This is a genomic window from Saccharothrix coeruleofusca, assembly GCF_017876325.1.
Taxonomy (GTDB): Bacteria; Actinomycetota; Actinomycetes; order Mycobacteriales; family Pseudonocardiaceae; genus Actinosynnema; species Actinosynnema coeruleofuscum.
On sequence record NZ_JAGINV010000001.1, the window covers coordinates 4,119,101 to 4,139,645 of the forward strand.

15 protein-coding genes, 1 tRNA gene and 1 pseudogene are annotated in these 20,545 nt (G+C 68.4%); 7 read left to right on the forward strand and 10 right to left on the reverse strand.

Annotated elements, in window-relative coordinates:
• Nucleotides 1-702 precede the first annotated feature (702 nt).
• Nucleotides 703-1,656, reverse strand: a complete 954-nt coding sequence (locus JOF41_RS18305; RefSeq protein ID WP_209620666.1) for a trypsin-like serine peptidase — start codon at nucleotides 1,654-1,656, stop codon at nucleotides 703-705.
• Between the two features lie 709 nt (nucleotides 1,657-2,365).
• Here JOF41_RS18305 and JOF41_RS18315 point away from each other — a divergent pair.
• The 3 genes from JOF41_RS18315 to JOF41_RS18325 all read left to right on the forward strand — a co-directional run bounded on the left by JOF41_RS18315 (nucleotide 2,366) and on the right by JOF41_RS18325 (nucleotide 3,359).
• The gene (locus JOF41_RS18315; protein ID WP_209620669.1) at nucleotides 2,366-2,584 is read left to right on the forward strand and encodes a hypothetical protein; all 219 of its coding nucleotides are present in this window, start codon (nucleotides 2,366-2,368) and stop codon (nucleotides 2,582-2,584) included.
• 90 nt (nucleotides 2,585-2,674) lie between these two features.
• Nucleotides 2,675-2,872, forward strand: coding sequence for a transposase (locus JOF41_RS18320; RefSeq protein ID WP_307867718.1), 198 nt, complete (start codon nucleotides 2,675-2,677; stop codon nucleotides 2,870-2,872).
• A gap of 404 nt (nucleotides 2,873-3,276) precedes the next feature.
• Nucleotides 3,277-3,359: transfer RNA gene (locus tag JOF41_RS18325), tRNA-Leu, on the forward strand.
• Here JOF41_RS18325 and JOF41_RS18330 read toward each other — a convergent pair.
• Both JOF41_RS18330 and JOF41_RS18335 read right to left on the reverse strand, forming a co-directional pair.
• Nucleotides 3,341-3,742 (reverse strand): hypothetical protein, encoded by a 402-nt coding sequence (locus tag JOF41_RS18330; protein WP_209620675.1) that lies wholly within the window; start codon nucleotides 3,740-3,742, stop codon nucleotides 3,341-3,343. The genes JOF41_RS18325 and JOF41_RS18330 overlap by 19 nt on opposite strands.
• Nucleotides 3,739-4,821 carry an integrase core domain-containing protein gene (locus tag JOF41_RS18335; protein ID WP_209620678.1) on the reverse strand — a complete coding sequence of 361 codons (1,083 nt, stop codon included), beginning with the start codon at nucleotides 4,819-4,821 and terminating at the stop codon, nucleotides 3,739-3,741. The genes JOF41_RS18330 and JOF41_RS18335 overlap by 4 nt, the downstream gene beginning before the upstream one ends.
• Nucleotides 4,822-4,899: 78 nt before the next feature.
• Here JOF41_RS18335 and JOF41_RS38635 point away from each other — a divergent pair.
• A pseudogene (locus JOF41_RS38635) lies at nucleotides 4,900-5,125 on the forward strand (transposase); the annotation flags it as partial.
• A 326-nt stretch (nucleotides 5,126-5,451) separates the two neighbouring features.
• Here JOF41_RS38635 and JOF41_RS18345 read toward each other — a convergent pair.
• From JOF41_RS18345 to JOF41_RS18360, 4 genes are read right to left on the reverse strand one after another with little or no spacing between them, the layout of a single operon-like run.
• Nucleotides 5,452-5,595, reverse strand: a complete 144-nt coding sequence (locus JOF41_RS18345; RefSeq protein WP_189225034.1) for a hypothetical protein — start codon at nucleotides 5,593-5,595, stop codon at nucleotides 5,452-5,454.
• A 1-nt stretch (nucleotide 5,596) separates the two neighbouring features.
• Complete coding sequence (gene glpD, locus JOF41_RS18350) at nucleotides 5,597-7,201, reverse strand: glycerol-3-phosphate dehydrogenase (RefSeq protein ID WP_189225033.1); 1,605 nt, start codon at nucleotides 7,199-7,201, stop codon at nucleotides 5,597-5,599.
• 25 nt (nucleotides 7,202-7,226) lie between these two features.
• A complete protein-coding gene (gene glpK / locus JOF41_RS18355) occupies nucleotides 7,227-8,744 on the reverse strand; it encodes a glycerol kinase GlpK (RefSeq protein WP_189225032.1) in 1,518 nt (505 codons plus the stop codon).
• Nucleotides 8,745-8,766: 22 nt separating this feature from the next.
• On the reverse strand, nucleotides 8,767-9,534 hold the full coding sequence (locus JOF41_RS18360) for an MIP/aquaporin family protein (RefSeq protein ID WP_209620684.1): 768 nt from the start codon (nucleotides 9,532-9,534) through the stop codon (nucleotides 8,767-8,769).
• Nucleotides 9,535-9,773: 239 nt separating this feature from the next.
• On the opposite strand from JOF41_RS18360, the gene JOF41_RS18365 reads away from it, so the two are divergent.
• The 3 genes from JOF41_RS18365 to JOF41_RS18375 all read left to right on the forward strand — a co-directional run bounded on the left by JOF41_RS18365 (nucleotide 9,774) and on the right by JOF41_RS18375 (nucleotide 13,189).
• The gene (locus tag JOF41_RS18365; RefSeq protein ID WP_189225096.1) at nucleotides 9,774-10,538 is read left to right on the forward strand and encodes an IclR family transcriptional regulator; all 765 of its coding nucleotides are present in this window, start codon (nucleotides 9,774-9,776) and stop codon (nucleotides 10,536-10,538) included.
• 25 nt (nucleotides 10,539-10,563) lie between these two features.
• Nucleotides 10,564-12,060, forward strand: a complete 1,497-nt coding sequence (gene glpK, locus JOF41_RS18370; protein ID WP_209624289.1) for a glycerol kinase GlpK — start codon at nucleotides 10,564-10,566, stop codon at nucleotides 12,058-12,060.
• Between the two features lie 532 nt (nucleotides 12,061-12,592).
• Nucleotides 12,593-13,189 (forward strand): DUF8817 family protein, encoded by a 597-nt coding sequence (locus JOF41_RS18375; RefSeq protein ID WP_209620686.1) that lies wholly within the window; start codon nucleotides 12,593-12,595, stop codon nucleotides 13,187-13,189.
• A gap of 694 nt (nucleotides 13,190-13,883) precedes the next feature.
• On the opposite strand, the gene JOF41_RS18380 is transcribed toward JOF41_RS18375, so the two are convergent.
• The 3 genes from JOF41_RS18380 to JOF41_RS18390 are packed head-to-tail and all read right to left on the reverse strand — an operon-like array spanning nucleotide 13,884 to nucleotide 20,285.
• A complete protein-coding gene (locus JOF41_RS18380) occupies nucleotides 13,884-16,718 on the reverse strand; it encodes a DEAD/DEAH box helicase (RefSeq protein ID WP_209620689.1) in 2,835 nt (944 codons plus the stop codon).
• The gene (locus JOF41_RS18385; protein ID WP_209620692.1) at nucleotides 16,693-18,015 is read right to left on the reverse strand and encodes an ATP-binding protein; all 1,323 of its coding nucleotides are present in this window, start codon (nucleotides 18,013-18,015) and stop codon (nucleotides 16,693-16,695) included. The genes JOF41_RS18380 and JOF41_RS18385 overlap by 26 nt, the downstream gene beginning before the upstream one ends.
• Nucleotides 18,012-20,285, reverse strand: a complete 2,274-nt coding sequence (locus JOF41_RS18390) for a tellurite resistance TerB family protein (RefSeq protein ID WP_209620695.1) — start codon at nucleotides 20,283-20,285, stop codon at nucleotides 18,012-18,014. Before JOF41_RS18390 ends, JOF41_RS18385 begins: the two co-directional genes overlap by 4 nt.
• Nucleotides 20,286-20,545: the final 260 nt, after the last annotated feature.

Genomic DNA, 20,545 nt, shown 5'->3' on the forward strand with positions numbered 1-20,545 from the left:
CGCCCTGCCGCGGAGTGAGGTTGTCCCCTTTGAACCGGCCATTCTTCCCCAGACAGCGGTCCGGGAAAGGGCGGTCCGCGCCCGGCAGTCGAAGTAGTCCGAGGGGCTCCCCGATCGGATGAACCGGGAGGTCAGCGCACCCCGTCGGAGCGGTTGCGGATCGCCGACGCGACCCGATCCAGGTAACAACCACCCCGGGTTGTCGAGGGAAGCTCAGGATCGGCGTCAGCAGTTCACCGGGGGCGATGTCCAGGCGACAGCAGGTGCCGTCCTGGGCCGGTCCAGGCGGCGGCTCGACCCGACGTCCAGCGGGCACGCGAGTCGGTGCGACCGGGCTGTGCCGGACCGCTCTGAAGTCGTGCTCAGCGGCAGCTCTCCGGTCCCGCCTGTCCGGGGATCGGAGCACCTCGGGCACTGCTCATCCGTTCCGGGTTCCAGTACTCCTCGCCGCGTCCCGGTGTGTCGGCGACCGGACCTGCGGCCTGACCGGAGGGCGTGTCGCACGAGCCGGGATCGGGGTCCTCGGGAGAGTCGGACAGCAGAACGGTAAGCCCGATCAGGGCCACGACCGTCGCCGCCGCCGCGAGGAGCGTGACCGCTCGTCGTCGTGGCCCCACATCACACCTCCGGTCCGCTACGCGAAGGCACCGATCGGTCCGCCCGTCATCGCGGCGGACCGATCGTCCGGGCAGTTCGTGCCCGCTACATGTCCTTCACCGTGTCGAACAAGCTTCCAGCGGTATCGTAGCTGAAGTAAGGACTTTGCCACTTGAACACCTGCGTCGGATCCGTTTCCCAGAACATCCAGCTGTTCACGCCGTTGAGATAGGCCCAGAACGTCGCGCCGTACTCGTTCAGCCACGGACCGCCGCTCGCGCCACCGGTCATGTTGCAGCCCAAAGTCGGGAATCCGCTCTCGTTCCACGTGGTGCCCGAGCAGTAGTAGAGACCGCTCCCGTTGAACGGCGGGTTGGCCGGGTAGCCGAACATGTAGATCGGGAGGCCGTAGCCGTATCCCCACTTGATCCCCTGCCCGCCAACGGCATCCACGATCCGCACGCCGTTCTTGGGCTGCATGACCACCGCCGCCACGTCGAAAGCGCGATTCTCATTGTTGGTCCACCCGGTTTTGGCCCACAGCTGGTAGGCGCTCCACGTGCCGAACGGCGAGCCGCCGTGGTACTGGGGCACGAACACCCAGCGGTTGACGTCGAACCAGTCGCGACCGCCTCCGCCGCCGTGCACGCAGTGGCCCGCGGTGAACACCAACCGCTTGCCGCCGCTGTTGACCGTGCTGCCGGAACAGGAGCGGTTATCGCCGTGGTCGTCCACGAAGAACACCCGACCGGACATGGTGTGGATGTCCGCCTGCGGGCTCACCGCCGTCGGCAACGCGCCGTCGACCCTCCCCTTCGGCCCCGGTCTCGGCTTGGGCTGGTCCGCCGTGTCCGCCGCGGTCACCCCGGACGGCCCGGCGGCGATGGCCTCGGCCATGCGCGCCGGCGTCCAGTACTCCTCCGCGCTGAGCCCGTTCACTGAAGATGTCTCCGAGCTGGCGTTGCCCGCGGCCGCCTCGGCGTCCACCGACTGGCCCGCCGATCGCGCGAGCGCGGGACTGGCCATCATGCCGATCCCCGCCACGCAGGCGGCGAGCACGACCGCGAACTTGCGAAGTAAGAGCACAATTCCTCCCCATGGCGAAATAGTGAGAGGAGGGCGTGCCACGAGTCATCGCACCTTTGAATTCGGTGGGGCACATGATGGCGAATGCCTGGTGATCCCCCTCGCGACAACGATCGTGTCGCATGCGAGCAGTGATCACAAGGCTGCGCTGCGCAGTGCGTCCGTTCAGGCTAGCTCGACGCGATTTCGGCCCTATTGAATCGAAAGCAATCGGTTGCCTGGATGTTGACCGGGTGGTCGAGCTTGAGGGTGCGCACCGGTTGTCGCCTGCCCAGCAAGAGGTCCTGCGGCTGCGGGTAGTGGCCGTGTTGGAGTCCGGGCGGGTCGAGGACTACCGGCAGGCGACGGAGGTGTTCGGGTCTCGGTGCGGTCGGTGGGTACCTGGTGGTGCGCCTACCGGCAGGACGGTCGCGACGGTCTGGCGACCCGCCGGGGGCATCCCGGTCCCGCCGGGCTGATCAGTCCTGAGGACCGGGGCACGCTGTTCGCGGCGATGGCCGACTACCCCCGGAGGAATTGCTGATCGGTGGCCCATTGCGGATCCGCCAAGCGGTGGTCGAGTCGATCCGGCTGGTCGTTGGGATCGACATGACCGAGCAGGGCGTCGGGTTGTGGCTGCGTCGCCACGGCTTCACCCTTCAGCGCCCGGCCCGCCGCGCCCATGAACAGCAGTCCGCTGTGGGTGCTCGCCTGGCTGGACGAGGATTATCCGGCGATCGAGGCACCGGCGAAGGCCGAGGGTGCGGTGATCACCTGGGTGGACCAGTGCGGGTTGCGCTCGGATGCCGCGCCGCCCGGTCGGTCCCGGGCACCGCCGGGCCCCACGTCGGTCGTGCGGGTGACCGGGAAACGCCTGCGGGTCAACGTCATGTCCGCCGTCGCCTCACGAGGCGCGCTGTGATTCACCGTATTCACCCAGCGGTTCACCGCACCTGTGTTCACCGGATTCCTCGACCGCGTCGCCCGCTAGGCCGACCGGAAGGTCCACGTCATCGCCGACCTACACCCCGTGCACGGCCGCAAGGCCGTCCGCGCCTGGCTCGAAGCCAACACCGAGAGGATCGAGCTGCACCTGATGCCCGGCTACAGCTCCGAGCTCAACCCCGACGAGCCGCTCAACGCCGACCTCAAGCGCAACGTCAACGCCTCCCGTACCCACAACGTCGACCGACTCGCCCACGAGACCTGACGGTTCCTACGCCGCCGCCAGCGACAGCTCGTCCGCGGCTACTTCCGCGCCCCGCACGTCCGCTACGCCGACATGTAGGCAATCGAAACACTTTCGATTCAACATCGGAAATTGTTTCAGCAGGTTCGGGCCTCATGGCGGCGATGATCGCGAAGCCGGACGTGACTGCGACCTGGGCATCCTCAACCAAGCGCTGCCTACCACCACACGGCAAGCCTGATCCGGCCCGCGTGCCCCTGGGAGGCGGCAAGCCGGGGCGTCGGTGCGCCTGACGACCGGTTCGACCACCGGTGCGGCCAGCCGAGCGGCGCAGGTGGCGGCGGTCGAAGGCGCCGCTTGAACCCCCGATTTTGGCTAGCAGGAACGATCATGTAATCTATCCCCACCGCGGCGGGAGCCGAGGAGTCCGGGTGGCGGAATGGCAGACGCGCTAGCTTGAGGTGCTAGTCCCCGCAAGGGGGTGGGGGTTCAAGTCCCCCCTCGGACACGCGCACTAACCCTACCGACAGGGCGGATGGTCACATCGACCGTCCGCCCTTCGGCGTTGTAGACCATCTCCAGCCCCAACCCGGCGAACAGTTCTTCCAGCTTGGCGGGGTCAGCGCGGCTGATGATGGTCCGCGCGTCGCCGAGCGAGTCGATCATGGCGTAGACCTCGGCATCTTCGATCGAACCCGGTGGGCTGCTCCCCTCCAGTTCGGCACGGGCAGCCGCTCGCTGTGCCTGGGCTTCGTTGATGGCCTCGACCAGCGCTGAGGGATCGACACCGGCGTCAATGGCTGCGCGAAACCGCTTCAACCGTCCTTCAGCCGCCTCCAATCGTTTTTTCGCGGCCCCTGTGCCGCTCGAAAAGTCATCGCTGCTGGTCAAGCGGCGTGTCTGTACTCGTTGATGAGGCCGCCGAGAATGCGGGTGCGGAGCAGTCTGCGGTGGTCGAGGTCGTCTACCGCGGTGGGGTGGTGCTGAGCCTCGGGCGGTAGTTGGTTGCGGGTCTGGTGGGGTCGGCGTCGGTTGTAGTGGTCTTCGTAGGTCTTGAGGACTTGTCGTGCATGGGCTTCGCCCAGGATCAGGATGTGGTCGAGGCCTTCGCGTCGGATGGTGCCGATGACCCGTTCGCAGTGGGCGTTCATCCGGGGTGCCTGCGGCGCACTCTTGATCACACGCAGATCGTCGGCTTGGAAGACGGCGTCAAACGCCTGGCCGTACTTGCCGTCACGGTCGCGGAGCAGGAAGCACAGCGACTCCATCCGGCGTCCGAGGTCGGTGGCGAGGTTCCTGGCCTGCTGTGTCGTCCACTCCCGGGTGGGGTGGGCGGTGACGCCGGTGACGTGCAGGCGCCTGGTGCCGTGTTCGAGGAACACCAGCGCGTAGAGCCGTGTGCCGAGCACGGTGTCGAGGTGGAGGAAGTCCGCCGCGATGATGCTCTCGGCCTGGGCGGTGAGGAACTCGCGCCAGGTCGGGCCGCTCCGACGTGGCGCCGGGTCGATGCCCGCATCGTGCAGGATTTGCCAGACCGTCGAGTGGGCAATGCGGTGGCCGAGCCGGGCCAGTTCGCCCTGGATCCGTCGATGACCCCACCTCGGATTCTCCCCGGCGAGGCGCAACACGAGCGACTTGACCGCCGCTCGGGTCGGTGGGCGTCCGATAGGTCGCCGCGCGGAGTAGTCCCACTTGCGGACCACGAGTTTGCGGTGCCAGGCGAGCAGGGTGCCCGGCGTGACCGGAAAGACCTCCCGCCACCGCCGACGATCCACCAGCCCGGAGAGGGCCGCGAACCAGGCCCGATCCGCGGGTTCATAGCGGACCGGGCCTGTCAGGTGCCGACGAAGGACCGCATTCTCGTGCCGCAGCACGAGCAGCTCGGCGTCCTTCGCCGCCTCGCTGCGCAGCAAGGCCGACGGGACGGACAGCAACCTCCGGGTCATCTTGTACAGCAGGGACACGATCACCCGGACATGCTCTCAACACGGCGACACGCCTTGCTCTACCAGCGACGATGACTTTTCGAGCGGCACAAGGTCAAACACCTTCTGACCGTGGACTATCCCGACGCCAAGACCGTGGTGCTGGTCATGGACAACCTCAACACCCACACCATCGCCTCCCTCTACGAGGCCTTCGAATCCGGCCAGGCCTTCGCCCTGGCCCAGCGCCTGGAGATCCACCACACCCCCAAACACGGGTCCTGGCTCAACATCGCCGAGATCGAACTGTCCGCACTGTCCCGGCAATGCCTCGACCGCCGCATCGGCGACCTCGACACCCTCAACACCGAACTCGCCGCCTGGCAACACGCCATCAACGCCGAACAACGCCAGGTCCGCTGGCAGTTCACCGCCGACGACGCACGTGTCAAACTCCACCACCTATACCCCAAGAGTTAGCCGCGACGGTCTACTAGGGCCTGTCCTCAAAGCAGGTGTGGTCAATCTGCTTTGAGGACAGGCCCTAGCGGCGGAGGTCACGGCCGACCCGACTCACCGACCCCTGGGTTTATAAGCCCGCTTCCGCTCGCCCAGCGCGGACGGAGCGGCGCCGAGGGAGTAGGGCAGCCGCGCCCACGCCGCCCAGCGCTCGTCCTACACCTGGATCACGTCGAGATGGCCGCCGGGCAGGAACCGGGTCAGGTGCACGCCCGCCACCTGCCCGGTGTTGCCCAGCAGGGGTAACAGCCGGAAGCCACCCTGCCGGCGAAGGCGCTCGATCAGCTCCAGGCCGTCCATCTCATCTCGCCACCATCTTCGTGCTCGCCCGGTACGCCTGGACAGCCGCATCGCGGTCAGCGACCGACCACCTCAGCGGACCCGCGATCAGATCGGCAACCTGATCCGCGACGGAAGCGCCCTGGTCGAGGTGCTCGACCGCGATCCGGGTGCGCCGGTGCAGCACGTCCTCCAGGTCCAGCGCGCCCTCGTGCGTGACCGCGTACACTATCTCCGCGGCCAGGTACCCGGCCACCTCGGCCTTCAACGCCGGATCCTGTGCGGCCAGAGCCAGCACGTCGGAGACAGCGGAGCCGTAGCGGCCGAGCAGACGCTCCACAGTGGACGTGGGCAGGCCGGACTCGGCGGCGACTCGAGCCCGGTCCGCCCACAGCTCGTGGTAGCCCACCGCTCCGCACAGCGGCAGGCGCGCGGTCAACGACGGAGCGACCGCCTGGCCAAGACCGGAAACAGCGGCATCGACGACATCGGCGGCCATCACCCGGTACGTCGTGTACTTGCCGCCCGCGATCACGAAGAAGCCCGGCTCCGGCTGCGCCACCGCGTGCTCACGCGACAGCTTCGCCGTGTCGCCGGAGGCTCCGTCGAGCAACGGACGCAATCCCGCATACGTACCAACAACATCGTCCACGGTCAGCGGTGATCGGAGCACCGCGTTGACGTGGTCGAGGATGTACGCGACATCCTCGTCAGAAGCGGAAACAGCCGCCGGGTCACCGTCGTACGGCGTGTCCGTGGTGCCGACGATCCAGTAGGCACCCCACGGGATCACGAACAGCACGCTCTTCTCGGTCCGCGTGATCAGCCCGCCGTCGAGCTGGATCCGTTCCCTCGGAACAAGAACGTGCACACCCTTGGACATCCGCACGTTGAACGGCGCAGGAGCGGAGCTCATGGAGTTCAACGAATCCGTCCACACCCCGGTCGCACTGATCACGCGACGAGCTCGGACATCAACAGTCTGCCCGTCCACCTCGACACGAGCGCCGCGAACCGCACCCTCAGAGCGCAACAACGAGGTCACCCGAGCACGGGACAACACCGTGGCGCCGTGCTGAGCGGCCGTGCGCACCAGAGTCATGACGAGACGCGCGTCGTCCATCTGCGCGTCGTAGTACCGGATCGCGCCTGCGAACGCCGAGGCGTTCAACGACGGCCCCACTTCGGCCATCCGGCGACGGGAAAGGTGCCGGTGCATCGGCACCGCCCCAGCGCCACCGATGGAGTCGTACAGCAGCACGCCCGCGCCGACGTAGGCGCGTTCCCACTGCTTCTCCAACGGGAAGAGGAACGGCACCGGCCGCACCAGGTGCGGTGCGAGCCGGCGCAGCAACAACCCGCGTTCCTTCAGTGCTTCCCGGACCAGCTTGAACTCCAGCTGCTCCAGGTACCGCAGCCCGCCGTGGACGAGCTTGCTGGACCGGCTCGACGTGCCCGCCGCCCAGTCGTGTGCTTCGACGAGCGCGACCGAGAGGCCTCTCGACGCCGCGTCCAACGCGGCACCGGCGCCGACCACACCACCTCCCACTACCAGCACGTCGAACTCCGCGCTGTCGATCGAGCGGAGCGCATCGGCACGTCGAGCCGAATCCAGCCTGGCAAACACCGTTACTCCTTAGAAGGAAACCAACTCAGCGGACGTCGGAGTCGACCCAGTCGAAGGACTTGGTGACGGCCTTCTTCCAGTTGCGGTACTGGCGCTCGCGGTCGTCGGCGTCGAGCTCCGGCGTCCAGCGCTTGTCCTCGGCCCAGTTCGCCCGCAGCTCGTCGAGACCCGACCAGAAGCCGACGGCCAGACCGGCGGCGTAGGCGGCACCGAGAGCGGTGGTCTCAGCCACGACGGGACGGACGACCGGCACGTCGAGCACGTCGGCCTGGAACTGCATCAGCAGCTCGTTCGCGACCATGCCGCCGTCGACCTTCAGCTCGGTCAGCGGCACGCCGGAGTCGGCGTTCATGGCGTCGAGCACCTCACGGGTTTGGAAGGCCGTGGCCTCCAGCACCGCGCGGGCCAGGTGGCCCTTGTTCACGAACCGGGTGAGGCCGACGACCGCGCCACGCGCGTCCGCCCGCCAGTACGGTGCGAAGAGACCGGAGAACGCGGGCACGAAGTACGCGCCACCGTTGTCCTCGACGCTGCGGGCCAGCGTCTCGATCTCCGGCGCCGAACCGATGATGCCGAGGTTGTCGCGCAGCCACTGCACCAGCGAACCGGTGACCGCGATCGAGCCTTCGAGGGCGTACACCGGAGCCTCGTCACCGATCTTGTAGCAGACCGTGGTGAGCAGGCCGTTCTTCGACTGGACCTTCTCGGTGCCGGTGTTGAGCAACATGAAGTTGCCGGTGCCGTAGGTGTTCTTCGCGGTACCGGGCTCGTAGCAGGCCTGGCCGAACGTGGCCGCCTGCTGGTCGCCGAGGATGCCCGCGATCGGCACGCCCTTCAGCACACCGCCGGGACCGCCGGTGCCGTAGACCTCGGAGGAGGAACGGATCTCCGGCAGCATCGACAGCGGAATGCCCATTTCCGCAGCGATGTCGGCGTCCCACTGCAACGTGTCGAGGTCCATCAGCATGGTCCGCGACGCGTTGGTCACGTCGGTGGCGTGCACGCCGCCGTTCGGGCCGCCGGTGAGGTTCCACAGCGTCCACGTGTCGGTGTTGCCGAAGAGCAGGTCACCGGCTTCGGCGCGCTCGCGGGCGCCCTCGACGTTGTCGAGGATCCAGCGGATCTTCGGGCCGGAGAAGTAGGTCGCGAGCGGCAGGCCGACCTTGGCGCAGTACCGCTCGGCACCGCCGCCGAGCGCGCCGAGCTCCTCGACGATCGCCTGCGTGCGGGTGTCCTGCCACACGATGGCGTTGTAAACGGGCTCACCGGTGTTCTTGTCCCACACCACCGCGGTCTCGCGCTGGTTGGTGATGCCGACCGCGGCCAGGTCGCCGGTGTTGAGGTCGGCGGTGGCGAGCGCCTGGCCGATCACGAACCGGGTGTTCTCCGAGATCTCGACCGGGTTGTGCTCGACCCAGCCGGCCTTCGGGAAGATCTGCTCGTGCTCCTTCTGCCCCACCGACACGATCGAGCCGGAGTGGTCGAAGATGATCGCCCTGGTGCTGGTCGTGCCCTGGTCGACGGCGAGAACGTACTGCGTCATCGAAGCTGTCCTTTCAGGAGTGTCAGAACACGAGCGAGGTGACGACACCGGCGATGGCGCCACCGATGATCGGGCCGACGACAGGGACCCAGGAGTAGCTCCAGTCGGAGTCCTTCTTGCCAATGGCCTCACCATCGGTGCCCTTGTACGACAGCGGCAGCAGGGCGTGCGCGATGCGCGGGCCGAGGTCGCGGGCCGGGTTGATCGCGTAGCCGGTGGGGCCACCGAGCGAGGCACCGATACCGACGACGAGCAGGGCGACGGCCAGCGGGCCGATCTGCGTCGGCGTCTTTGCGAACGCGAGGATCACGAAGACAAGGACGAACGTGCCGATGATCTCGCAGACCAGGTTCCAGGCGTAGCTGCGGATCGCCGGGCCGGTGGAGAAGACCGCGAGCTTGAGGCCCTCGTCGGGCTCCGCGTCGAAGTGCGGCTTGTACGTGAGCCACGCGAACACGGCGCCGAGGAACGCGCCGAGCACCTCACCGGCGAAGTACACGATCGTCGAGCCGAAACCGACGGGCACACCGGGCGCGTACTCAGCCGCACCACTGGTGAGGATGCCGATCGTGACGGCGGGGTTGAGGTGCGCGCCCGACTTGTAGGCGACGTACACGCCGGCGAAGACCGCGAGGCCCCAACCGAAGCTGATCAGCAGCCACCCGCCGTCCTTGCCCTTCGACCCGGTCAGCAGCACGTTGGCCACCACGCCCGCACCCAGCAACAGCAAGACACCCGTGCCGAGCACCTCGCTGAGGAACACTGCCCCGAGACCCACGCTGGCCTCCATTCGTCCTTGAACGGCTGATCACCCTGTGGTGAGTGAGCGGAACGTAATGACCCACGTCACGACTGCTCAACGGGCACGTTTCGACAATGTCGACACCAGGTGAACCCCAACGAGTGACCAACCGGTCACGCTGCGCTCAGACCAGGCTTTTCCGGCGGTTTTCCACCGTTGTCCTGCGGCGATGCGCGACGGAGCTGTTCGACATTGCCGACACGGGTCTTCTCAATTACGTTCTTAGCGTGCCGGGCCCCATCCAGTCGATCGAACGAGCCGCAGCCGTGCTGCGGCTGCTCGCGCGTGGCTCCGGCCACCACAGTCTCACAGAGATCGCCGACTCGCTCGGTCTCGCGCGCGGCACCGCGCACGGGATTCTCCGTACGCTGCAGCGGGTCGAGTTCGTCGAACAGGACCAGGCGACCAGCCGCTACCGCCTCGGCGCCGCACTCCTGCACCTGGGCACCTCCTACCTCGACGCGAACGAACTGCGCTCGCGCTCGACCAACTGGGCCGACACGCTCGCCGCGCGCTCGGGCCAGGAGGTCAGGATCGGCATGCACCACGACGGCGCCGTGCTCGTCGTGCACCACGTGTTCCGGCCCGATGACTCAGTGCAAACACTAGGCATCGGCGCGATGCTGCCGTTGCACGCGACCGCGTTGGGCAAGGTGCTGCTCGCCTACGACCCGGACCTGTCGGCGGCCACACGCCGGCGGGAGCTGACGTCGCTGACCCGCCGCACGATCACCCGGACGCAGGCGCTCGAACGGGTGCTGACGGAGGTTCGCTCGCAGGGCTGGGCGGGCGAGGCCGAGGAGTACATGCCGGGCGAGGCCTCGATTGCCGCGCCCATCAGGATTCCCGGCGGTCTCGTGGTCGGCGCGATCGGCATCTCCGGTACCGTCGACCGGCTGTGCGACTCCGCGGGCAGGCCGCGTGCGACGCTGGTGCGCCAGGTCTGCCAGGCAGCCGAATCGGTCACCACCTCACTCGTCGACGAGAACTGAAGGGCTTGTCGTGCAACGGTTCGTGATGGCGATCGACCAGGGCACCACGTCGACGCGCTGCATCGTGTTCGACCAGAATGCCCGCCTCGTCGCGGTCGCTCAGCGCGAGCACCGCCAGTACCACCCCAAGCCCGGCTGGGTGGAGCAGGACGCGGTGGAGATCTGGCGCAACGTCGACCGGATCATGCCGCAGGCGTTGCGGCAGGCGGGGATCACCGCGGACCAAGTGGTCGCGCTGGGCATCACGAACCAGCGCGAGACGTTCGTGCTGTGGGACCGCCACACCGGCGTGCCCGTGGGACGCGCGATCGTCTGGGAGGACATCCGCACCGAGGAACTCGTTGCACGGCTGCAGAAGCAGCCGGGTATCGAGGAGGTGCGCGAACGCTGCGGCCTGCCGCTGGCGACGTACTTCTCCGCGCCCTCGTTGCGGTGGCTGCTGGACAACGTGGCCGGGCTGCGCGCGAAGGCCGAACGCGGCGACGTCCTGTTCGGCACCATGGACACCTGGCTGATCTGGAACCTCACCGGCGGAGTCAACGGCGGCCTGCACGTCACCGACGTGACCAACGCGTCACGGACCATGCTGATGAACCTCGCTACCCGGCGATGGGATCCGATGCTGCTGGATTTCTTCGGCGTGCCCGCGTCGATGCTGCCGGAGATCCGGCCGTCGTCGGAGATCTCCGGGCGGACCACGCGGGTGGTGCCGGACATCTCGATCACCGCGGCGCTGGGTGACCAGCACGCGGCGCTGTTCGGGCAGACCTGTTTCGAGAAGGGGTCGATCAAGGGCACGTACGGCACCGGCGGGTTCCTGTTGATGAACACGGGAACCGAACTGGTGCGCTCGAACCACGGACTGCTGACCACGATCGGCTACCAGATCGGCTCCGAGCCCACATACGCGTTGGAAGGGGCGATCGCGGTCGCGGGGTCGCTGGTGCAGTGGTTCCGCGACAACCTCGGGCTGATCCACAGCGCACCGGAGATCGAGACGCTGGCGCGCACGGTGAAGGACAACGGCGGCTGCTACATCGTGCCCGCGTTCTCCGGGCTGTTCGCGCCGCACTGGCTCGCGCAGGCGCGCGGCATCGTCGTCGGGCTGACCTCGTACATCAACAAGGGGCACCTCGCGCGGGCGGTGCTGGAGGCGACCGGGTGGCAGACGCGTGAGGTCGTCGACGCCATGAACGCCGATCTCGGTGCGCCCACGCCCGTGTTGAAGGTGGACGGCGGCATGACCGCCGACCACCTCCTGATGCAGTTCATCGCGGACGTGCTGAACATCCCGGTGATGCGCCCGCTCGTGGCGGAAACCGTGTCACTGGGTGCCGCTTACGCTGCTGGACTCGCTGCCGGTTACTGGCCGGACCTCGAAGGGTTGCGGCGCAACTGGCACCTGGCCGCGCGGTGGAACCCGGCGATGGAGACCCGGCACCGCGAGGACGAGTACGCGAACTGGAAGCGGGCCGTCGAGCTGACGTTCGCCTGGGCCCGCTCCACACCACCGTCCACCTAGGACCGCTGCTCGCGCACCCGGGCGGCGATGCCTGTGCCGCTCGAAAAGTCATCGATGCTGGTCAGGGCGGCTTGTCTGTGCTCGTCGCGGGGCCGCCGAGCATGCGGGTGCCATGTAGATCACCGCAGGTCACTGGGGGTGATGGATCGGTATACGGCTAGCGGCGGGACCAGTGAGCGGTCATGTTCGATTTTCCAGCGCAAGACGCAGGTGCGGTCGCCCAGTCGACTGCCAGCGGACGTGACCGGATGGGGCGGATCTGCGGAATCACCCCCAGCACATCCGGAACGCCTCCGACCGATTCACCAGGAGTCGGTGCCATCCGGCCGCGATCTCGAGGTGGGTATTCGATCTTCGGCGTGATCAGCGGTGACGTGGCGGGACCAGTGGGCGTCTCGCCACGGGCGCGCCAGTCGCAATGCATCTGCATCGCGCGCGCCTGTCGCGCAGCCTTGGCAGCGGAGCCCCCGTAGTGTTCGCACGAGCAAATAGCTCGGTGTCGTTCCGGCAGGTCCGGGCTTAGCTTCGGGCGGTGGCGAACGAACTGACCATTCCGCTCCTGCCCTGTCCCTCCATCGACGAGATCGCGTCGTTCTACCAAATGCTCGGCTTCGAGATCACCTACCGGCAGACGCGGCCGAACCCGCACGTCGCCGTGCGGCGGGAAGACATCAACCTGCACTTCTTCGGGATGGACGGCTACGACCCGGCGCAGTCGTACAGCACGTGCCTGGTCATCGTGGCCGACACCAGCGAGCTGTTCGAGAGCTTCGCGGCGGGGATGCGGGCCGTGCACGGCAAACTGCTCCTCTCCGGCATCCCGCGCATGACCCGGCCGCGGCTGCGCAACGACCGGTACACCGGGTTCACCGTCGTCGATCCCGGCGGCAACTGGATCCGGATCAACAAGGCCACCGAGGAACCCGAGGCGCGGACCAGGCTCGCCAAGGCCATGGAGAACGCCGCCAGGCAGGCGGATGCGCGCGGCGACGAACGCCAGGGGCTGAAGATCCTGGAAGGCGCGCTGAAGCGGGCGACCGGCGACGAACCGGAGTTCCAGGCGGCGCAGGAGTACCGCGACGAGCTCATCGAACGAATCAACGGGTGCGAGCCGCATCCAGACGCTTGAGCGCGGCCCTGAAGGTCGTTCAGAGCGGAGGGAGTGAGGCGCGCAGGAAGCCGCCGCAACGGGCCGTGGGAAGCCATTGCCTCCTTCCCCCCGGAGTTGACGGCTTCCCGGCGCGCGAACGCCCGCGGGTCGTCCGGCCTCCAGCTCGTGATCCTGTCCATGGTCACGAGCTGGAGGGACAGGGCCGGACGCGTCCACGCCCTCGCTACAGCGATAGCATGCTGAACAGGCACGTGCGCTTGTCCTCGGAGAACTTCTTGACCAGCAAACCGTCAAGTCGAGCATGAGCTGCACGTGATCGGATGGTTGAGCTTGTCCCTCGACGCGTTCGTGGCGGCCTTGGCCACACGAGTGGAGGAGAACAGCCCGAGCGCGCGACCGCCCCGCCGCGTTCGTCAAGCCCTCGATCTCATCCAAGCACTCCTGCAGCAGAGGCCTTGCTACGCAAAGGATGCCGCTCAGTCCATGCCGAAACGGCGAATCGGCGTCGAGGCCAGTCGACTTCGGACTGTTGTCGACCTGGCCGGAGGCACTTCCCTGCGCGCGGTCGCTCCGCTGACTCTCGACGGAGTCCTCGCACCCGTGATCACTACGGTCTACCTGCTTAAGGTGGGTATGCGGTTGAGGGAGCTGTGATTGCGGAGTGGGACACCATCGACATCACCTATGAGTCCGCTCGTGGCGCTTCGGTATCTCATGGACTACGAGGTGCTGCGCTCGGGGGCGTGACGAGGTTTTGCACATCGTGGGGCGTGTGGGTCAGGTAGTGGCACAGCAGATCGGCGGTGGCCTTGGCGTCGGCGAGGGCTCGGTGAGCTGTGCCGTGAGTGGTGGGTATGCCGATCGCGGTGAGGCAGTCGTGCAGTTTGCGGCGTCCTGTCCGGTGGACGTGGTCGTCGAGCTTCATGGTGCACAGCGCTCCGCTCGGGGTGAACGGGTGATCCGCGCGGGTGAACTCCGCGTCCAGGAAGCTCAGGTCGAACGAGGCGTTGTGGGCCACGACGACGGCGCCGTGCAGGTGGGCGGCGAGGGTGGGCGCTATGTCGGCGAATGTCGGGGCGCCGGTCAGGTCGGCTTCGGTGATGCCGTGGATTTCGGTGGCTGCTAGTGGGCGTTGTGGGTTGACCAGTGAGCTCCACTCGCTCAGGACGGTGCCGTCCGGGGCGATGCGGACGACTGCGACCTCGACGATCCGGTCGCGTCCTCGGGCAGCGAAGCCGGTGGTTTCGACGTCGACAACCGCGTAGGCCGTCGGGGTGGTGATGAGGGGTGGCGGGGCGTAGGGGGTTCCGGTGATGACGTCCACGTCCTGCTCGGGCAGTCGGTTGACCAGGTCCGTGAGCGCGGAGCGGGCGCCTGCCATGTCGAGGTATCCGGCGGCGTAGGCGCGGGCGCGCAGAGGCTTGCCGAGGTGGACGTCGTGCTTCTCGACCACGGTGTCGGGCAGTGCGGCGGCGATGTCCTCGGCGGTGGTGCCGTCCTCCAGGAGCAACTGCTGGAGGACCGCGCGCAGTTGGGCCGGTGTGCACTTGGGCACGGTGAAGGCGATGCCGTCCCGGACGGCCTGCACGCCCGCGCGGGTCAGCCAGGCGGTGAGGGTGTTGAGGATGCGGTCGCCGCGCCAGGGGAACACGATGGTGTCGTTGCCCCTGGCCAGTGCACCGTTCTTGGTGAGGTGGAAGCGGCGGTAGGCCGCGCGTCCCTCGTCGAGGAGGTGTTGGGCGGTGGCGTCGAGGTAGGCGGGGACGTCGTCGGACTCGTACCAGGCGCGCATCCGGCGGCGGACCTCGTCGTGGATCTCGGCACGGCCGCCGGCGAACTTGGGTGCCCGTCCGCCGTGGGAGGGCTCGATCTGGATCAGGGACGCCTGGTCGTCCACGGAGATGATTTTCCAGCGCCTGCCCGCGAAGATGACGAGCGAACCGACCTCGGTGGGGGTGGTCACGTGCAGCACGCCGAGCGCTCGGGAGCCGTGGACCAGCCGGTACTCCTGCTTCTCCGCGAACACGGCGTAGAACGAGTAGTGGTTGACGATGCGCTCCCCCACCCTGCCGAGCAGGAGCAGGCCGTCGGGTTCCTGCTGGACGAGTTCGGTTTGGCCGAGGTCGCGCAGGAGGGCGGCGAAGGTGGTCTTGTCGATGTGCGCGAACGGCCCGGAGAGGCACAGCGCTTGGAACAGCTCGACCGGGTGGGCGCCTTGGTGCTGGGCGATGACGGACATGATCTGCTGCACGAGCGTGGACAGGTGCAGGGAGGACGTGTCCGCGGGTTCGTACCAGCGCTCGGCGAGCAGGCTCATCATCGCCACGGCCTGGAACAGTTCGGCGCGCAGTTCGTCCTGGGGTGTGATGTGGGTGGTGATCTCCTGGGCGGTCACGTACATGCGCAGCACGGCGGGCTCGCCGCGTCGTCCGGAGCGGCCGATGCGCTGGCGCAGGCTCGCCACCGAGGGCGGCGCCCCGATCTGGGCGACCGAGGTGAGGGTGCCGATGTCGATGCCCATCTCCAGCGTGGAGGTGCACAGCACGGTGACAGGCCTGTTGCTCTTGAGCAGGTCTTCGACGTGCTCGCGGACGTCCTTGGCGAGGCTGCCGTGGTGGGGGAAGAACTCATTGGGCACGGCGCGTTCCTCGCTGCGGCGGCGCAGCCGGTCGGCGTACAGCTCGACGTCGCCGCGCCGGTCGAGGAACACGAGGTTGTTGCCGCCGCGCAGGGCGGCGAAGACGTGCTCGCTGATGTTCTCGACGGCGGTTGGCTCGGCGGATTCATCGTCTTCGGTGACGGGCGCCTTGTTGACGTACCCGCGAACGATGACGCTGATGTCCGTGCCGTGATGCGAGGCGGTCAGCAGGTGGACGCCGTCACCGTTGCCTGGGCGCAGGTAGTCGCGCGCCGACTCCATGTCGCCCAGGGTGGCCGACAACCCGATGCGGGGAACGCGGCGGCGGGTCGCCAGTTCGACGCGGTGCAGCAGGGATTGCAGCTGCGCGCCGCGCTCGGTGCCCATGAACGAGTGCATCTCGTCGATGACGACCCACCGTAGGGCGCGCAGCAGCCATCCGATCTCCATGCCGCGCAGGACGAACATGGCTTCCAGGGACTCCGGCGTGATCAGCAGGATGCCGTCGGGTTTGGTGAGGACCTTGGCCTTGGCCGAGCCTGGTACGTCGCCGTGCCAGCGGTGCACCGGCAGGTCGAGGTCTTCGCACAGCTCATCGAGGCGGCGGTGCTGGTCGTTGATCAGCGCCTTGAGCGGTGACACGTAGAGCACTCGGATACCGCCGTCGTCCACCTCGTCGAGCAGGGCGGAGCAGATCGGCAGGAACGCCGCCTCCGTCTTGCCCGACGCGGTGGCCGCCGAGACGATCACGTCCTCGGTGCCCTTGAGCACCAGGGGGATGGCCCGCTCCTGGGCGTCGTTGAGCTTGGGCCAGCCCTGCCGGTGGATCCAGCGCTGCACCTTCTGGTGCAGGCGGAAGAACTGCGAGGACCCCTGCGGCGTGTCAGAGGCGGAAGGTGGCCAGCTCATCGTCCACTCTCGACTCGTCCTGCGCCGTCGGTTCCAGCGGTTCGAGGTCGGGGTTCGTCTCCGCCTCGAACCGCACGCCGCCCACGAGCGGTTCCCACGGCTGGCCGGGGTTGTTCTCCAGCACCGACAGCAGGTTGAGGAACTCGCGGATCGTGGTGCGCGGGGTGCGGAAGTAGGCGTCACTGATGTTCTGCGAGCAGTGGTGCATGAACGCGTGCAGCGCCTCGTCGGGCACGAGGTAGTGCTGCGGGTCGCCCGAGGCGTGCACGTGGCGCAGCTTGGTGAGCAGGATGTAGAAGTCCTCCTGGGTGAGGTTGGTCAGCCGCAGCACCGGACCGGAGTGGTCGACCAGGCCGTTGGTGGCGAAGGCGTTCTCGGCCAGGCGGGACTGGAGCGCCTCGTAGGAGTACAGGCCGCGACGGGTGTCCATGAGGAACTCCGGCGTGCCGCCGAACAGGAAGCCGATGTGGGTGCTGATGCCCTGGAGGCTGTCGTTGACGATGCGCAGGATCTGCTCGTAGTTGGCGGAGCGGGCCTGCGCGGAGGTCAGCTTGTAGAGGTTGACCATCTCGTCCAGGCACACCAGCAGGCCGCTGTAGCCCGCCATGCGCACGAAGCGGGACAGCAGCTTGAGCTGGTCGTAGAAGCTCGCGTCGTCCACGATCGTGCGCACGCCGAGCGCGGCGCGGGCCTCGGTCTTGGTGGTGAACTCGCCGCGCAACCAGCGCACCGCGTCGATCTTGAGCTGCTCGTTGCCGGTGTCGTGGCCGCGCCAGTACGCCTCGACGACGGTGCCGAAGTCGTAGCCGCCGACCAGCTCGGACAGCTCGGCCATGCGCTGCCGGATGACGTTCTCCGGCGACGTGCCCTGCTCGCGGGCGGTGGTGAGCGCCTGGGACACGAACCGCTCGACGATGCCCGCCAGCGCGCCGCCGTCCGGTTTGGCCGAGGTGGAGGTGTTGCGGGCCAGCTCGGCGTAGAGGCTGCGCGCCTGACCGCCGGTGGCGTGCAGGCGCCGGTCGGGCGCGAGGTCGGCGTGCATGGTGACCAGGCGCTTCTTCAGCGCGGCTGCCCGGATCAGGTTCAGGAAGAACGTCTTGCCCGAGCCGTACTCGCCGATGACGAAGCGGGCCGTGGAGCCGCCGTCGGCGACGCTGTCGAGGTCGCGCAGCAACGACTCGACCTCGCGGGCCCGCCCGACCTGGACGTGCTGCTGGCCCGAGCGGGGCACCACGCCGGCCCGCAGCGACTGGATGATCGCGTCGCGATCGCGGGGCCGGATGCGCGTGTCGTTCATGCGAGCAGTTCTCCCATTGCGTAGTCGTTGATCACGAGCGGGTCACCGTCGTCCTCGACGACCGGTTCGTCGGCGGCCTCGACCGCCGCTTCGTTCAGCACGTCCAGCGCGCCCTCTGGCAGCAGACCTGTCCCGGCGCACAGGGCGTCGAACTCCGCGCGGCTCCAGGACGGTCGGGTGGCCAGCTCCCGCAGCAGGGTCGAGTGGGCGGCGTCAAGGGAACCGACGAGTGCCACCGCGACGACCGGTGCGGGCGGTGGTGGCGCCTCGTCCGGTTCGTCGTCGAAGACGTCGGCGAGCAGGGCGGCCACGGCGGCGCTCTCCCGCATCTTGGCTTCCACCAGAGCGGGGTCCAGGCGCACGGCTCCGGCCGGCGGCTCGGGCTTGGCCGGTGGCGGGATGAGGTAGCCGGTCGGGCCGGTGTCCGCGGGCACGACGACCACCGGCTCGGTGGCCGGCGCGGGCCGGGTCGACGCGGCGGTGAGGGCGTGCAGTTCGGTGTACACCGAGTCCGGCTCCTGCCCCAGCAGCTTGTAGATCTTGCGCAGCGTGTCGACCTCGCCGGGCGAGACGACGCCGTCCACGGCCGCGATGGCGGTGGCGAACTCGGCGACGTGGGCGCGTTGGGCGTCGGTCAGGGCGCCCAGGCGCTTGGTGAGGCCGGTCAGCTTCAGCTTCGCGGCCAGCAGCCAGTCCAGGTGGGCGGTCAGCCTGATCCGCTCCCCCGGCGTCAGGTGCAGGCTCGACTCCAGGTGCGAGACCAGGTGGTCGCGCTCCGCGGCGGACACCTCGTCATCGGCTGCCGAGACGACGGCGGCGAGGTGCAGCAACGTCGCGGCGGCGGTGTACTCCGGTGTCGCGGTCGCCGGCTGCGCGGCGGTGATGCGGAACAGCACGGCCGGTCCCGCGCTCTGCACGGAAGCACCCATGCGCACGTCGGGCTCGATGCCGACGCCCAGCTTGTCCAGCAGCTGCGCCAGCCCCACCGCGTCGGCCTTCGCGAACTTGCCGGGGGTGCGGGCGGGCCACAGGGAGGTCAGGTCGGCCAGCTCGAACCGGGCCTGCCGCACGTCGTCCGGGAGCGTTCGGTCGACCAGTTCGCGCACCGGGCGCAGACCTTCGAGGTCGCCGGTGAACAGCTCGTCCGGCAGCAGGGCCAGCGCGGGCAGGGTGCCCGCCGCCTCGGGCTGCCTGCCGATCAGGCGGCTGTAGGCGTCCAGGTCGTCGGTGCACGATTCCACCAGCGCCTTGAGCACCTTCGTCGGCGCGGCGGCGGTGAGCACGTCGGGCACGTCGAGTTGCCAGCTCATCGTGCGGAGCCCGCCGCTGGCGGGATGGTAGGACAGGTCCACCCTGCTCTTCAGGGGGCGGACCTTGATGCCGTCGGTGTAGCGGGCCCGGTAGCGGGTGGTGAACAGCGCGCGGAACTCGTCCGGGCACCGCGTCGCGGGCGTTCGCGCGTAGATCTCGGGGTGGAGCAGGGCCCACGACCACGCCCAGTCCACTGGCACCGGACGCCCTTCGGCGGCGAAGCGGCCGATACCCATGCGCAGCGTGAGCGGCGGGGACCACTTGTCGTGCTCGGCCGGATCGGGTGCGGCTCCCTCTCCCCTGCTGATGAGGGCGCGCAGGACCTGCTGGAAGCTGGTGGCGTACTGCCGGAACGACGAGTTGCCGCCGTAGATGGTCAGCAGGCGGGTGACCTCGCCGAGGATGTGCGGCAGGTCGGCCCGTGCGGCCGGGTCCTGCTGCGCGTCGACCAGTGCTCGGCGTTCCAGGCCGTAGAAGTAGAGGAAGACGTAGCCGATGTAGGCGTCGGGCGCCCACCGTCCGCTCTCCAGCCAGAGCAGGTAGGCGGCCCGGCTCCGTGGCGTGATCGAGTGGTAGGCGGGCCAGTAGTCCATGTCCTGACCGGCGAAGTCCGGCCTGCGCCAGTCGATCGGCAACGTGGGGTCGACGACCTCGACGTTGCGGCCGGGCGCGGCGTCACCGCGGGAGAGCTTGCCGAAGTAGATCATCCCGCCGGGCAGCGACCGCCCCGCCACCGACGTCGTCGTGCCGGGAGGCACCCAGGACGGAGCAGGGACCGCGGGGCGGCGCGGTGGAGCCGGTCGTGGCGGGCGGACGGGCGGAGCCGGGACCACCTGAGGCGGGTACGGCGCGGAGACCAGCGGCGGTGCGGGCGGCGAATACTGCGGTGCGGGCGGCGGTGGCGCGATCACGGCGGCCCTGCTCCCGAACTTCTGCCGCAGCCGGTCGAACAACCCCACTCGGCCCCCTCGGATCTTGCGCCGTCCGGGCAAGGACGGCCTCTCGAAAACGGTGACAGCGGCTACGTCGCGTCAGTTCCGTTCGGCGTTAGCGCCCGAACGGGTGAATTACGCCGGTGCGACTTTCGTCTTGTCGCAGCAACGAGCCGATACGCGAGGACTGCTCACCCGATCACGTGAACAGTCGATGTAGCGCTACGGCATACGGCCGCGATGTGCCGGCCATGATGCTCTTGCGTGATCACCACCCGGCGCCACTG

What these genes read in the sequence shown, in the direction of transcription:
- JOF41_RS18345 (WP_189225034.1), bottom strand. Translation starts at nt 5,595, where the DNA reads ATGGACGGCCTGGAGCTGATCGAGCGCCTTCGCCGGCAGGGTGGCTTC.
- glpK (WP_189225032.1), bottom strand. Translation starts at nt 8,744, where the DNA reads ATGACGCAGTACGTTCTCGCCGTCGACCAGGGCACGACCAGCACCAGG.
- JOF41_RS18360 (WP_209620684.1), bottom strand. Translation starts at nt 9,534, where the DNA reads ATGGAGGCCAGCGTGGGTCTCGGGGCAGTGTTCCTCAGCGAGGTGCTC.
- glpK (WP_209624289.1), top strand. Translation starts at nt 10,564, where the DNA reads ATGGCGATCGACCAGGGCACCACGTCGACGCGCTGCATCGTGTTCGAC.
- JOF41_RS18380 (WP_209620689.1), bottom strand. Translation starts at nt 16,718, where the DNA reads ATGAGCTGGCCACCTTCCGCCTCTGACACGCCGCAGGGGTCCTCGCAG.
- JOF41_RS18385 (WP_209620692.1), bottom strand. Translation starts at nt 18,015, where the DNA reads ATGAACGACACGCGCATCCGGCCCCGCGATCGCGACGCGATCATCCAG.